Source organism: Hyphomicrobiales bacterium, assembly GCA_016710435.1.
Lineage (GTDB): Bacteria > Pseudomonadota > Alphaproteobacteria > Rhizobiales > Aestuariivirgaceae > Aestuariivirga.
The window spans coordinates 931425-945000 of sequence record JADJVV010000001.1; the positions used below are offsets into that span (position 1 = coordinate 931425).

The following is a 13576-nucleotide window of genomic DNA, read 5'->3' on the forward strand; positions in this document are numbered from 1 at the left end:
GCCATGCTGAAGCTGCAAGCATTGCCCGATCGCATTCCCTCCAAACTCACCATCACGCTCACGCCCGACCTCAAAAAAGCGCTTGATGACTATGCGAGGCTTTATGCTCGGACCTACGGGGCCGAGGAGCCTGTGGCGGAACTCGTGCCCTTCATGCTGGACAGTTTCCTGAAGGGTGATGCGGCTTTCAGGAAGGCACGGAAGGATCTGGATACGGAACCCATGGCCTTGCCGCTGCCGCCCAAGCGCCCGCGAGCCAGAAGGAACGGCACAGCAAGCGAAGAAGGAGACGCGCCATGACCGTCATTGGACATTTTGTGCCAGACACCGATGGCTATGTCGGGTCAATCCGGACTCTGACAATTCACGCCAAGTTCAGATTGGTCGCCATCGACAACAAGCCGAACGAGGAGGGGCCAGACTTCAAGGTGCTGTTCGGGATGCAGGAAGTGGGTGCCGCCTGGAAGGCCAAGACCCATGAGGCAGAACCGCGCGACTATCTTAGTGCGATTATTGATGATCCGAGTTTCCACGAACCCATGCGCTGCGCCATGTTCGAGGACAATGGCAAGTTGACGCTGGTGTGGCGGAGGAAGGGTTAGGTTTCTGGCTTGGCCAAACCGGCCAGTGTTCTCTCAACCAGGGCCAGAGATTCCATCAGTTTGCGTCGGAGTTCCTGCAGCTGGGCTTTCAGATTGGGTTCGTCTTCGAGCATTTCGGGAGCAAGGTTCTGTTCGATCAGCTCATCTAAATCGATCTCTAAGAGTCGACGCGGTTGGTAGTCGCCACCATAAACGGTGATACTGCCACGCAGTGACATTGCAAGCAGGCATTCATCTTCGCTGACAGTCAATGCGCGGACAATGTCTACCGGCAGCGCAAAAGTCATGATCGCCACCCCTTCTTCGTTCACTAGGCGTAGATTGATGCCCTGACTTTGGTCGTCCGTTAGGGTCCTGACCAATTCGAGGTGAAAGTGATCGGCGGACACGAACGAGTCTGAGATCACGTAGGTGACTCCCAATTATCTACTTTTAAGATAATCTGGAATTCAGATTATCTCAATTGCCCACTAAATCACGGCGGGCAAATTGGGAAAGACGCTACAATCTCCTCAACACAAAGCATTGGTCGAATCATCATCGCCAAGCGAGTAGCCGCTGGTCTGACTCAGACCGAGTTGGCAAGGAAACTCGGCGAATACCAGTCCTTCGTGGCTCGGTTGGAAAGTGGCCAGCGCAGAGTTGACGTAGTGGAGTTCGTTACGATTGCCAACATTTTGCGGTTCAGTCCAGAGAAGGCAATGAAGACGATTTTTGGTGTGTCTAGATAGTGTTGCATTCATTTCTGCTATTGGGCGCATCCATTCGAATGATGGGGCGAGCAAGCGCTGTCGTTCCGCCAATAGCCAGTGATCCGTGAGTGGTGCGCCTCTTATCCTTCCTACGAAGTGCAACACGTGATTTGTGAAGTGCAAGATAGTGTCAAGTCATGTTGACCATACAGTTCCCGATGGTCGTGGCCCCGAATTGGAAAGCTGGAACGTTACCACTCTCGACGGCGCGCCGGCGGGACGAAGCGGTCATAGGTATCAGGTTCTGCTTCTGCCTCGCCGTAGTAGACGGGCGCGCTGTCCTCCAGCATCAGCAATGAGATCGAAAAGTCATAGTGCTCGGCAAAGATCGTCGTCTCGCGCACCGACTCACGCAGCCAGACGCCACGGTCATGCTCGAGGCTGCCGCGGCCATCGGTGAGAAGATGGGGATTGAGCGGCAGGGACGAAGTCGGGATTTCGATCGGTCCCGCCGAGGTTTTGAAGAATGCGCCGGTTCGCCAGGCCGGGTCGCTCGAGCGCGCCCAGAGAATGTAGCCGTCGCGGGAAACAACAAGAATGGCCCGCTTGCGCGTGTAGCTGAGCCAGCGAAGTGCGGCAGCGATCAGCGAGACTTTGTAGCGCTCTGCGGAGGCCCGCAGGATATCGATATCCACCTTGGCGTTGTCGGGAACCTGCCGCCGGAAATCGTCGAGCGGCATCAGGAAGTTTGCCGCAAAGACATTTGCCTGGTGCTCGACCTGGCCGTACTCGGAATCCCAGCGCACGATCTGCTGCTGCCCGCACTGAAACCCGTTCGGGTAGGCGACGCGGTGGAGCAGGTAGTGCCCGAATTCATGCGCCAGTGTGAAGTTGATCCGCCCCTTGGACGTTATCGCGTTATTGTAGATGATCCCCCATCCCTTGCGGCCTTCGCGCGCCTTGAAGAGCGCGCCGTCGAAGGTCGGAAGATCGTCACCTTGGACGCTGACGATCGGGTCGTGAGGATAGCGCTGCTTTGAATACTCGCGGGCGATCATCGAAATGTCGATCGGGAACCGGTCAGCCCCAAAGGCGGCGTTCAGCACATGCGTGATTTCGAAGGCCCAGCGTTCGGGCGTAAACGTCACCGTCATTCATCGTCACCGATGAGGTCTAGCATCCGCCGGATCTTCTCCTTCGTTGGCGCGGCCATGCTCTGGTATTTGCGAAAGAAGGCGGTGTCCGTCGCATCCTCGACCTGAACCTGATCGGTAATCAGATAGTCGGGCGTGACATCGAGGGCGATCGCGATTTTCGCGATCTTGTCGGCTGAGGGCCGCGGCGGGTCCTTATTCTCTAATTCCCATATGTAGCTTTTGCTGGACTCGGCCAGTTCGGCCAGTTTGTCGAGGGTGAAGCCCTTGGCTTTCCTCAGGGTGCGGATTTTCTCGCCAAGCGGCGTCGGCACGGGAGACCTCCTTTTTGTTGTTGTTCTGAGTAGCACTACTTTAGATGCTTGACAACGCGCATTTTTTGAGTCCATATTGTTCGGAATAGACGTATTTTAGATGATCTTAAAGCAAAAGGAAATCAAAATATGGTAGCCAAAAAAGGCCCTAACACACATCATGTAGTCCCGCACAAGGGCGGAGGCTGGGACGTCAGACGAGGCGGTGCAGACCGGGCGTCAGGCCATTTCGATACTAAGCAGGCGGCGATAGACCATGGTCGGCAGGTCAGCCGCAGCCAGGAGACCGAGCTCCGCATCCACAACCGGGATGGTCGGATCGCCCAGAGCGACAGCCATGGCCGGGACCCCAACCCGCCCCAGGGCTGAACAAAGAGAGGCCGCGCATCGCGCGCGGCCTTGTTCCGATGGGCGCGCCGCGCCGGAAAGCGAAACTGCGATGAAGCACATGCCGATCAGCGACCTTGCCGATCTTCCTAAAGGTATCCAGCGCAGCCGCCAGCTGCCGGACCCGGCACTCGGCACGCTCTGGGACTCGATCATTCTTGATGAGGACCTCAAGCGCCGGCTGCTCTCGCAGGCCGTTCTCAATTTTACGATGCGCGGCAAGGTCGATCGCAGCGTGATCCCGTTGCATGGCGTCATCCTGCTCGTCGGTCCGCCGGGCACCGGCAAGACCTCGCTCGCCCGGGGGCTTGCACACCGCACCGCCGAGTCGTTCGCGGGCGGCAAGTTCAGGCTTCTGGAAGTTGAGCCGCACACCCTCACCAGCTCGGCGATGGGCAAGACGCAGCGCGCGGTTTCGGACCTTTTCTCGCAGGCCATCGCCGAGGCCGCCGCCGCCGGGCCGACCATCGTGCTGCTGGACGAAGTTGAAACCCTCGCCGCCGACCGCTCCAAGATGAGCCTGGAAGCCAATCCCGTCGACATCCACCGCGCCACTGATGCGGTTCTGGTGCAGCTCGACATTCTCGCGGAGACGCATCCCAACCTCCTGTTTGTTGCGACCAGCAATTTCCCGCAGGCGGTCGACAGCGCCTTCACATCGCGCTGCGATCTCGTAGTTCAGGTGCCGCTGCCGGACGCGGCGGCTTGCGCGCGGATTTTGCAGGACTGCCTTACGGGCCTCGCCCGGACCTATCCGGCAATCGGCAAGCTCGCGGCTGCGCCCCAGTTTGCGCAATGCGCGAAGGCCTGCGTCGGCCTTGACGGGCGGGCGATCAGGAAGATGGTCGCCAACGCCATCGCCAGCAGTCCGCAGACGGCGATGAACCCGGCGCAGGTGACGATCGACAACATCCTCGCCGCCGCGAAGGCCGCCAAGGAAAGCCGCACGGCGGGAGGAAACGACTAATGAGCACTGTCGCCAGCCGCACCTTCCGGAGCACCCCCAATCGCGATGCCCTCGATTCCTGGACCGCCATCGTCGACCTGCTGACCAGGGGCGTTGCCGGTACCGCGCGGAGCGAGCTTCTCGCCGTCGGCGGCGTCGCCGCCAGCGTGATCGCCGATCAGGCGCCGAAGGACTCTGCGATAACCGTCACCTGCGACGGTCCGCGCACCCGCATCTACTGCCTCTATGACGAGGACGCCATCGACGGCAGCGGCGAGAACGAGGCGGCGCTCGGCTATGATCCTCTTAAGGGCGACTGGCGCGTCTCGCTGCCGTGTCTGGCCGATGACCTCGCATGGGTCCAGGCCGCTCTCAAAAAGCACAGCACGCGGATCACCGCCCGCGACATTGATGAGACGGTCAAAGACGCGGGCGGCGCGGAGAAGGCGGCAGCCTCGACCCTCACCCTCGATCCGAAAGGATTCCTCGGCTCATGACCAACGTCGCCGTCAATACCTACACGCACTCCGTCACTTATCTCGCGGACAACATCCTCAAGAGCTTCAAGGATATCATCCGCCTGAGCGGGCTCGATCCGGCGAAGTTCGCCAATGACTGGGAATCGAACATGCGGGCCATCAAGACGTGGCTCGGCACCGGCGACCTCGAGCATGTTTTTCTCGAGGTATTCGATCCGCGCACCAATGTCCTCATCGTCCGCTGGGATATCGACATCGTCTATGGCTGGTCGGGCGACGGCAGCTTCTGGACAGATACCGAGCAGCTCAAATACGCGATCCGCAAGGCCGGCGTAGCGCCTGCGGACGCGACCTACGACATCCTGCTCAAGAACAAGCCGGGGCGGCCTGATGTCCCCGGATGGGGCCCGGTTGCGGGCCGCTCCACTGATGGATTCGTCCGGCACAGCCTCGGCTCGACCATCGAGCACTACGGCCTCGGCGGGAGCGCCGCCTACTGGAGGAAGAGCTGATGCTAACGACGGATGAGGCGTTCCGGAAATTCAAGAGCCGCCTTGAGCTCAACGACAAGGAGCAGGCGAACGCGTCGGCGCGCCAGAACGAGGTCCGCGATTATCTCGACACCAAGTTCGCGATCGACAACAGCTTCCTCACCGGCTCCTACAAACGCCATACCAAGACCAAGCCGCTCAAGGACATCGACATCTTCTTCGTCCTGAAAGAGTCGGAGCGCCACTACCGCAACAAGGCGCCGTCCGTGGTCATCAAGGATTTTTACGACGCGCTTGTTGAGAAGTACGGCAAGGACGCGGTGCGCAAGCAGAGCCGATCGGTGAATGTCGATTTCGGCGTCGTAGTCGACGCCGACGACAACACCGACTACCGCGTCCTCAGCGTCGATGTCGTTCCGGCCTTCGCCGCCGGCGACGACTATGAGATTCCGGACACCGACACCGGCAAGTGGATCAAGACCAACCCGAAGATCCATGCCGACAAGGCGACTGCCGCCCATCAGGCCTTCTCCAATGAGTGGAAGGGCCTCGTCCGCATGGTCAAATACTGGAACAACAACCCCAAACACGGCGCTGACAAGCCGGTGAAGCCGTCCTTCCTGATCGAGGTCATGGCGCTTGAATGCCTTCACGGCGGATGGCAGGGCCGGTTTGACTACGAACTACAGGCCCTGTTCGCCACGCTTGCCGACCGCATCTTCGACACGTGGCCGGACCCGGCGGGGCTCGGGCCGCCTATCAGCGACGGCATGGACAACGCCCGCAAGCAGCGCGCCTGCGACCTGCTGATGGCGGCGAGCCGCGAGGCGTCTGTTGCCATCAATCACGCCCGTCAGGGCCGCAACGGCGAGGCCCTCGCTGCGTGGCGCGCCTTGTTCGGGAAGAAGTTCCCGCTGTCATGACGGAGGACTCTCATGGCTGACGCCGTCACGGCGCGCTGGCACGGCGACAACTATCAGTCTCGCGTGTTCTGGGAGAACGCGCTCAATCTTCTCGACAACACGTCCTGCGTCGTCGAGGTGACGTTCGAGGCGAACGGCCCGAAAGCGTTCGATGATGTTGTCGTGCGCTATGATCCGCCGGTCGCGCGTTCCGGACCTGACCGCGTCCACGCGGAGTACCATCAGATCAAGTGGCACACCGAGACAGGCGGGCGGTTCGGCTATGAGGATTTCGTCAGGCCCGAGTTTATCGGCGCGCAGACCGTATCGATCCTGCAGAGGCTGAAGGACGCGCGGGCGAAGGTGCCCGCTGACCAGACGGCCCACTTCTCGTTCGTCACCACATACCGCATCAAGGACGGCGATCCGCTGGCCGATCTCGTCTCCGGCAATGATCGTACGCTGATGCTGGAGAAGCTGTTCGACGGGACAACGACCGACCGCAGCCGCATGGGCAAGGTCCGTCGGCTCTGGCGCGAACATCTGGGACTGGGAAGCGATGATGAACTGCGCGCCGTACTCGGCGGCTTTCGCATCATCGAGGGGCATCGCACCCTCGATGAGCTGCGGTCGCAGATCAACTTCAAGGCGCAGGTTGTCGGCGTCATGGCGTTCAACGCCAGCAATTCCGATTTCCGCTATGACGAGCTGGCTCGCCAGCTGAAGATACGGCAGCTCAATACCCTGACCCGCGAGACTTTGCTGCGCATCTGCCGTGAGGAAGGTCTGATCGCCAAACGCGTGGAGGCGGAAGATTTTCTGCCGGTCGCGATCCGGAGCTTCCTGGGGCCAGCTGCCGACATAGCGGGCGCCTCGTCTGAAAACACGCTCCTGCTCACCGATGATTTCCGGCAGCGCTACCTTCAGGAGGGGCGCGAATGGCAGCGTGACATTCGTCCGCGTGTCGAGGCGTTCCTGCGCGAGGCGGCGCGCAAGTCGCCGCGTTTGCGTCTGATCCTGGACGCGCATGCTTCCATTGCGTTTCTTTCGGGGGCTGTCCTCGACGTTAAGTCCGCCGTCGCCGTTGAGCTTGTGCAGAAGGGCCGCGTCGGCGCGCGCGTCTGGCGGCCTGATGATGGCAGCGCCGGGGCGACGTTTACGGTCGCCCGGCATGAGATCGACGCCGGCTCCGCGATCGCCGTTGCGATCAGCGTCGCGCAGCCCACAGAGGCGCAGCTCCGCCAGTATGTGGCGCGCGCCGTCCCGGAGGCCGGCAGGCTCCAGAGCTTCTCACTGCCGGATGGGACGGGCCACCAGAAGGTTACGGGAGGTGCGCATGCCGCGGCGCTTGCCGAGCAGATCGCCACCGTGCTGCGACAGGAGAAAGAGGCTGATCCCGATACCGTGGTTCATATCTTCGCGGCGGTGCCCAACACGCTTCTCTTCTATCTTGGGCAGCATCACCAGAGCATTGCGCCCTGCATTGTCTATGAATTCGATTTTGACCGGGGCGGCAACAAGTCTTACCATCCGTCTTTCATCGTCGATTGAAGGAAGAAGGTGATGGGCCGCCAAGAGAGAGGGGCATAATTTTTGGCAGTTGCGTGCCGCCATCCTCACCCTCAGCAACGCGCGGGAATGGGAGGTCGAGCACAGCGATTAGGGCGTTCGTAGATTCTAGCGAGGTGGAAATGCGTTAGTCGCTCAGTTGTTGCCACTTCGCGGCATTGAAGATAACGCCATTACCAACCGCAATACGAGACAGCGCGACGAGGCCAACAATCGTTGCGTCAAGCATTTCCTGGGAGTTCGTACCGCGCTCACTTTCGCAGCAATGAATGTGTACGCAAATGCGTCACGAAAGGCCTGAACGTGAGCTTTTGGCGCTAAACCCGAGACCAAAGTCGAAACTTCCCGCAATTTCTTTTTCGCTTGTAACCCAGGTGTAACCCAGAGCGGCTTTCTGCGTTGATGCCGGAAAAAGGAAAGCCCGCTATCTCATTGAGACAGCGGGCTTTTATTTGGTTGCGGGAGCCAGATTTGAACTGACGACCTTCAGGTTATGAGCCTGACGAGCTACCGGGCTGCTCCATCCCGCGTCAAAGACGCTTACGCGCGGTGAGGCGTATCTATGCGTCTGGCGGGCCCAAAGCAACCCCTTTGTCAGACTATTTTTGCCGGGTTGAGCCGCTTCCGCACAGGGCCATAACCACTTGTTCATACAAAACTTTGTTTTGGAAACCCTTTCGAAACCCGCGCCGGATTACTCTGGCTCCACGACATGCGTAACCCTGAGCGGGGAAGTGTCCGGAGGATCCGGGATAAGGTACTGCGTACCCGGGTCGCCAGTTTGTGATGGGGAGCCTCCGGCAACGGAAGCTCCCCATTGATTTTGCGCGTGGCGTGAAGCGCGCCGCTTACACCTTGACGGGCTTGCCCGTCTTCCAGCTTTCCGTGGCCGCATCCGCGAGGATCTGCGCCTGCAGGCCATCGAAGCCGCTGGGGCGCGGATCGCGGTTGCCGCTTTCCACTGCGCCGATGAAGGTGTTGAGTTCGTTGGCGTAGGCCTGGACGTAGCGCTCCAGGAAGAAGTTCTGGATCGGGTCGGCCTGCGTGCCCTGCCCGTTGTGCAGTTCCACCGTGGTGTTGTGGATGTTGCGTGCCGAGAGCATGCCCTTCGAGCCGTGCACTTCCATGCGCTGGTCGTAGCCATAGGTGGCGCGGCGCGAGTTGGTGATGACGGCGATGCGGCCGGACTTGGTCTGCATCTGCACCGCTGCGGTATCAACATCGCCGGCCTCGCCGATCGCCTTGTCGACGAGAGCCGAGCCCAATGCGTTCACCACGACGAACTCCTCGCCCATGAGGAAGCGCGCCATGTCGAAGTCGTGGATCATCATATCGCGGAACAAGCCGCCCGAACCTTTCACGTATTCGGCGGGCGGCGGCGAAGGATCGCGGCTGATCACTGTCACCATTTCCACATCACCCACGGCACCGGCGCGGATGCGGCGCTCAAGTTCGGCGAAGTTCGGATCGAAGCGGCGGTTGAAGCCGATCATCAGCGTGGACTTGTTCTTCTCCACCACCTTCAGCGTCTGATGGATCATCTCGACCGACAGCGACACCGGCTTCTCGCACATGATGGCCTTGCCGGCGCTGGACGCGGCCTGGATCTGCTCGGCATGGAATCCGGTGGGAGAACCGATGAGCACGGCATCCACGTCCTTCGACTTCATGATCTCGTCGACGCTGGCAACCTTGGCGCCGTGCTTGGCGGCAAGCTCCTCGGCGGCCTTGGGCATCGCGTCAGCGATGAAGGCCAGCTTGGCCTTGGGGTTCGCGGCGATGGTGGCCGAATGCACCTTGCCGATGCGGCCTGCGCCGATCACGCCAAATCTGATCATCTTTGAATGTCTCCGTTCTCTGTGTGGGTTGGAACTAGCGAATGAGCGATTTGAGGGGCTGCGCGGGATCCGCCAGCACGTCTTTGGGCGGCTTCACGCCCTTGGCCATCATCATCTCGGCCATCTTGATGTCGCGCGAAATGGCATTGCCGGGGCCAATGCCACTTGCGCCCAGCAGCGTGCCGTCGGCCGCAAGGTGAAATAGCACCAGCGCGTCGGGTGTGGTCTGCCGCGCCACGGTCTCGGTTGCGCCATCGGCCATGCCGGCAATCTGCAAGCCGAGTTCATACTGGTCGGACCAGAACCATGGCACAGCCACATTCTGCTTGGCTCCACCCAGCATGTTTTCCGCCGCCGTCGCCGCCTGGTCCTGGGCCGAACGCCAGGCCTCGAGGCGGATGCGGCGGTTGCCGTACTTGCCGTGAATGAAAGACGCGCAATCACCCGCCGCATAGATATCGGGATCGGAGGTCTGCATCTGCGCATCGCAGGCGATGCCGTTGTCGATGACAAGCCCCGCCTCCTTGGCCAGCGTCACCTCGGGTGCCGCACCGATGCCCGCGATGATCGTGTCGGCGGGCAGCACGCGGCCATCTGCCAGATGCACGGCATCGGCGGTGAGATGCGCGATTCCCGTTCCCGTCAACATGGTCACACCCGCGGCCACATGGCGGTCGTGAACGATCCTGGCCACAGGCTCCGGCACGCCGCGCATCAGAATGCGCGGCTGCGCTTCGATCAGCGTCACGCTGCACCCCTTCTTCGCCGCCGACGAGGCAAGCTCCAGCCCGATGAATCCGCCACCGATGATGACAACCGACTTGCCCGGCCTGAAGCGCTGCCGCAGCAGGATCATGTCTTCCTGGTTCCGCAACAGTAGCGCGTGCTCACCGCCTGGAATGGGCAGGCGGCGTGGCTTCGCCCCCGTGGCGATGAGCAGCTTGTCGTAGGGAAGGCGGCGCCCGTCGCTCAGCGTCACCTGCTTCGCCGCGCGGTCGATCGCCGTGGCAGCGACACCCTTGATGACGTCGGCCTTCAGGGATTGGGCGATGCCCTCGTCCAGCAGCCACACCGGTTCAGGGTCGGCATCGGCGAGGATGGAAGCCTTGGACAAGGGTGGCCTGTCGTAGGGCATCAGCGCTTCATCGCCGACCAGCGTGACGGCGCCCTCATAGTTGTTGGCGCGCAAATTGATGACAGCCCGGGCGCCGGCCATGCCGGCACCGATGATGACGATTCTGGAAATGGTGTTCATGCGCGGGTTCTATCAGCCAAAGCAAAACCGAGTTCAACGTCTTCCCTCACCCGGTCAGACCACGGGAGATGGAATTATTGTTCTTGATAATATTCTTATAGAACATAAATTCCACACGCTCGTCAAGCGCGGCTTTCTTCTCCCGGCTTCGGAAAGGCTTTGCTATGAAGGGCCGATGACCGATCTTCTGGCATATGTGCTTCCCGTGGCGCTCGGCGTGGGGCTGGCGGCGGCGGCTGGCTTCCGTGTATTCCTGCCCCTGCTCCTGATGGGCCTCGCCGTGAAGGCGGGCTATCTGCCCGTCTCGCAGGATTTCAGCTGGGTCGCCTCGACGCCGGCACTCCTGATGTTCGCCGTGGCGGCGGTAACCGAGATCATCGCCTATTATGTTCCCGTGCTCGACAACCTGCTGGATGGATTGGCAGGCCCGACAGCGGTGGGCGCCGGCATCGCCATTTCGGCCGCCGTCATGTCGGACTTTCCGCCCATGATGAAATGGACGCTCGCCATCATCGCGGGCGGCGGCGCTGCTGCGGCAACCCAGGGCGCCACCACCATCCTGCGTGGCGGCTCCACCGTCCTCACGGGGGGATTGGGCAATCATGTGCTGGCCACGGGCGAAATCATCGGTGCGATCGTCATGACGGTGCTGGCGATGCTTGCTCCCGTGCTGGCCGCCATCGCGGCCCTCGTTTTCATCGTCATCGCCTGGCGCATCATCCTGCGCCGCCGCAAGCGAAAGGCCAGCGCTCCGGTCTGATGCCCGGATGCCATTCATCTGATGACCGCCGAACCCTTCCCCATCTTTCTTGTGGCCATCCCCGGCCTCGAACAGGCCCTTGAAGCAGAGGCCCGCGCCGCGGGCTTTTCCGCTGTCTCGCGCGAAACCGGCGGCGTCACCGTTTCCGGCACATGGCCTGATGTCTGGCGCGCCAATCTGGAACTGCGCGGGGCAAGCCGTGTGCTCGCCCGCATCGGCAGCTTCCACGCCGCCCATCTCGCGCAACTGGACAAGCGCGCCCGCGCCTTTCCGTGGAAGACCGTCTTGCGCCGCGGCGTCCCCGTCGCGGTTGAGGCCACCTGCCGCAAGTCGAAGATCTATCACAGCGGCGCCGCCGCCCAGCGCATCGCCACCGCCATCGCGGAGGAAGGCGGCGCGCCCATCACGGAAGATGCGGTGATCGTGGTGAAGGCGCGGATCGAAAAGGACCTGTGCACGATCAGCATCGACACGTCGGGCGGGCTGCTGCACAAACGCGGCTCGAAGCAGGCCATGGCCAAGGCGCCGCTGCGCGAAACCATGGCCGCACTGCTGTTGCGGGAATGCGGATACGCAGGCCGCGAACCCGTGCTTGATCCCATGTGCGGCTCGGGGACCTTTGTCATCGAGGCCGCGGAATGGGCACTGGGATTGAAGCCCGGGCGCAATCGCGCCTTCGCCTTCGAGCACCTCGCCACTTTCGATGCCGCGCGCTTCCAGTCATTGAAGGATAGTCCGCTCCTTCACAGCGGTGAACCCCCGCGCTTCACCGGCTCCGACCGTGATGCCGGCGCCGTCCGTGCGTCCGCCGAAAATGCCGCCCGCGCCGGCGTGGCCGATGTCACATCCTTCACCTGCAGGCCCGTGAGCGAGGTGATGCGCCCCGATGGTCCGCCCGGACTGGTGATGATCAATCCACCCTATGGATTGCGCATCGGCGACAAGGCCCCGCTCCTCGATCTCTATGCAACGCTGGGCCGCGTGCTGCGCGAACGCTTCGGCGGCTGGCGTGTCGGCCTTTTCACAACTGACGCCACACTGGCGCGTGCCACCGGTCTTCCCTTTCGCGGCAAGCCAATCACCGTCCTGCATGGCGGCTTGCGCGTTCACCTGTGGAAGACCGCCACCCTTCCGGAAGCGCCGTCAGCGGCAGGATGACGGCGCGGGCAGTCCTGCGAAGCGGTCGGCAATCCACGAGACGGCGGTGGCAACGCCGAACTGCGGCGCCGTGGTGTGGCCGCGGCCGGCCAGCGATACATATTTGACCTTGGCGCCTGCGCGGCAACTGGCGCGGAAGGTATCGATCGTCACCTGCGGCCGCACGATGTCATCGCGGTCGCCCTGGATGATGAGGGCGGGCGTGCCGGTACTCAACACGGTCAGGCTGTTGTCGCTGAGTGCGGAACTCCATCCCTTCACCGTCCCCGGATCATAGAGCAGGAACTGCTTGCCGAGTTTTTTCTGTGCCTTCAGCACGCCCACCTGCCCTGACACCGTGTCGATGCACAATCCATTGATGGCCAGCACTGCCGACAGCGAATTGCCATCGGCGATGGTGCGAAGCGACAGCCCGTATTTCACCGCCCAGGACTGCAGCGTGAAAGCCGCCAGCACGCGGCCCTCGACTGATCCGATATTGGCGAGGAGGAGCCGCCGCAAATCCGTCGGCGGTGCAATCGTCGCCACGCCCTTGATGTTGAAGGCCGGTGCGTACCGCTCAGCCAGAAGCGAAGCAAACAGCGCCGCATGCCCACCCTGAGAATAGCCCCACAGCATCACGTCCCGGCCCGTGCCGGTGTTGGGCAGTTGCTGCATCGCTTTCACCGCATCGAGCAGCGCATAGGCCTGTCCCTTTCCGACGAGGTAGCCTGTGGGACCCGGCGTACCGAGACCCGGATAATCCGTCGCCACCACGGCATAGCCGAGACTGACGAACTCATTGACGCCGAGGATGGTCTTGTGCGGCAGCGGCGTGAGTGTCGGCGCGCAGGCCCGCTGCGTTCCCGTCGTCGGGTGCGCCCAGGCCACGATCTTGCGCGGCCCCGCCTGCTTCTGCGGCACGGTGGAAATCACCACCATGCCGGAACTCACCAGCGGCCGCCCCGCATAGTCGCGCGTGCTATAGAGGATACGCCACGCCCGGGCCCGGTAGAGGGGAGGCAATGTGAAAATCTCGGATTTCAGCAA

Annotated in this window: 17 protein-coding genes and 1 tRNA gene (1 of these 18 running past the window's edge); 11 read left to right on the forward strand and 7 right to left on the reverse strand. The window is 61.8% G+C overall.

Annotated elements, in window-relative coordinates; all coding sequences use genetic code 11:
• Window positions 1–3 precede the first annotated feature (3 nt).
• Both IPM06_04510 and IPM06_04515 read left to right on the forward strand, forming a co-directional pair.
• On the forward strand, window positions 4–300 hold the full coding sequence (locus IPM06_04510) for a DUF2274 domain-containing protein (protein MBK8769678.1): 297 nt from the start codon (window positions 4–6) through the stop codon (window positions 298–300).
• The gene (locus tag IPM06_04515) at window positions 297–602 is read left to right on the forward strand and encodes a DUF736 domain-containing protein (GenBank protein MBK8769679.1); all 306 of its coding nucleotides are present in this window, start codon (window positions 297–299) and stop codon (window positions 600–602) included. The genes IPM06_04510 and IPM06_04515 overlap by 4 nt, the downstream gene beginning before the upstream one ends.
• Here the strand turns inward: IPM06_04515 and IPM06_04520 are convergent.
• Window positions 599–1009: a hypothetical protein gene (locus IPM06_04520; GenBank protein MBK8769680.1), complete on the reverse strand. Its 411-nt coding sequence runs from the start codon at window positions 1007–1009 to the stop codon at window positions 599–601. The two genes, IPM06_04515 and IPM06_04520, sit on opposite strands and share 4 nt — an antisense overlap.
• Window positions 1010–1138: 129 nt before the next feature.
• Here IPM06_04520 and IPM06_04525 point away from each other — a divergent pair, with 129 nt between their 5' ends.
• Window positions 1139–1333, forward strand: coding sequence for a helix-turn-helix transcriptional regulator (locus IPM06_04525; GenBank protein ID MBK8769681.1), 195 nt, complete (start codon window positions 1139–1141; stop codon window positions 1331–1333).
• Between the two features lie 212 nt (window positions 1334–1545).
• On the opposite strand, the gene IPM06_04530 is transcribed toward IPM06_04525, so the two are convergent.
• The gene (locus tag IPM06_04530) at window positions 1546–2448 is read right to left on the reverse strand and encodes an ImmA/IrrE family metallo-endopeptidase (protein ID MBK8769682.1); all 903 of its coding nucleotides are present in this window, start codon (window positions 2446–2448) and stop codon (window positions 1546–1548) included.
• On the reverse strand, window positions 2445–2762 hold the full coding sequence (locus IPM06_04535; protein ID MBK8769683.1) for a helix-turn-helix transcriptional regulator: 318 nt from the start codon (window positions 2760–2762) through the stop codon (window positions 2445–2447). Before IPM06_04535 ends, IPM06_04530 begins: the two co-directional genes overlap by 4 nt.
• Before the next feature lie 129 nt (window positions 2763–2891).
• Between IPM06_04535 and IPM06_04540 the strand changes: the two genes are divergently transcribed.
• From IPM06_04540 to IPM06_04565, 6 genes are all read left to right on the forward strand, one after another.
• A complete protein-coding gene (locus tag IPM06_04540; protein ID MBK8769684.1) occupies window positions 2892–3131 on the forward strand; it encodes a DUF2188 domain-containing protein in 240 nt (79 codons plus the stop codon).
• A 70-nt stretch (window positions 3132–3201) separates the two neighbouring features.
• A complete protein-coding gene (locus tag IPM06_04545) occupies window positions 3202–4116 on the forward strand; it encodes an ATP-binding protein (protein ID MBK8769685.1) in 915 nt (304 codons plus the stop codon).
• Entirely contained in the window at window positions 4116–4592 is a 477-nt protein-coding gene (locus IPM06_04550) for a hypothetical protein (GenBank protein MBK8769686.1), read from the forward strand. Before IPM06_04545 ends, IPM06_04550 begins: the two co-directional genes overlap by 1 nt.
• Window positions 4589–5086, forward strand: a complete 498-nt coding sequence (locus IPM06_04555; GenBank protein ID MBK8769687.1) for an HORMA domain containing protein — start codon at window positions 4589–4591, stop codon at window positions 5084–5086. Before IPM06_04550 ends, IPM06_04555 begins: the two co-directional genes overlap by 4 nt.
• A complete protein-coding gene (locus IPM06_04560) occupies window positions 5086–5988 on the forward strand; it encodes a nucleotidyltransferase (GenBank protein ID MBK8769688.1) in 903 nt (300 codons plus the stop codon). The genes IPM06_04555 and IPM06_04560 overlap by 1 nt, the downstream gene beginning before the upstream one ends.
• Window positions 5989–6000: 12 nt before the next feature.
• Window positions 6001–7518: an SAVED domain-containing protein gene (locus tag IPM06_04565; protein MBK8769689.1), complete on the forward strand. Its 1518-nt coding sequence runs from the start codon at window positions 6001–6003 to the stop codon at window positions 7516–7518.
• 471 nt (window positions 7519–7989) lie between these two features.
• Here the strand turns inward: IPM06_04565 and IPM06_04570 are convergent.
• The 3 genes from IPM06_04570 to IPM06_04580 form a co-directional block, all read right to left on the reverse strand.
• A tRNA-Met gene (locus IPM06_04570) sits at window positions 7990–8066 on the reverse strand.
• A gap of 318 nt (window positions 8067–8384) precedes the next feature.
• On the reverse strand, window positions 8385–9374 hold the full coding sequence (gene iolG / locus IPM06_04575) for an inositol 2-dehydrogenase (protein ID MBK8769690.1): 990 nt from the start codon (window positions 9372–9374) through the stop codon (window positions 8385–8387).
• Between the two features lie 34 nt (window positions 9375–9408).
• The gene (locus IPM06_04580; GenBank protein ID MBK8769691.1) at window positions 9409–10629 is read right to left on the reverse strand and encodes an FAD-dependent oxidoreductase; all 1221 of its coding nucleotides are present in this window, start codon (window positions 10627–10629) and stop codon (window positions 9409–9411) included.
• A 175-nt stretch (window positions 10630–10804) separates the two neighbouring features.
• On the opposite strand from IPM06_04580, the gene IPM06_04585 reads away from it, so the two are divergent.
• Together IPM06_04585 and IPM06_04590 are read left to right on the forward strand one after the other, a co-directional pair.
• A complete protein-coding gene (locus IPM06_04585) occupies window positions 10805–11389 on the forward strand; it encodes a DUF4126 domain-containing protein (protein MBK8769692.1) in 585 nt (194 codons plus the stop codon).
• Between the two features lie 21 nt (window positions 11390–11410).
• Window positions 11411–12547, forward strand: a complete 1137-nt coding sequence (locus IPM06_04590) for a class I SAM-dependent RNA methyltransferase (protein MBK8769693.1) — start codon at window positions 11411–11413, stop codon at window positions 12545–12547.
• On the opposite strand, the gene IPM06_04595 is transcribed toward IPM06_04590, so the two are convergent.
• Window positions 12533–13576: the 3' portion of an alpha/beta fold hydrolase gene (locus IPM06_04595; GenBank protein MBK8769694.1), read on the reverse strand. It continues 75 nt past the right edge of the window; 1044 of the gene's 1119 nt are visible here — the last part of the coding sequence; the start codon falls outside the window, past its right edge — the gene reads right to left on this strand; its stop codon occupies window positions 12533–12535. The two genes, IPM06_04590 and IPM06_04595, sit on opposite strands and share 15 nt — an antisense overlap.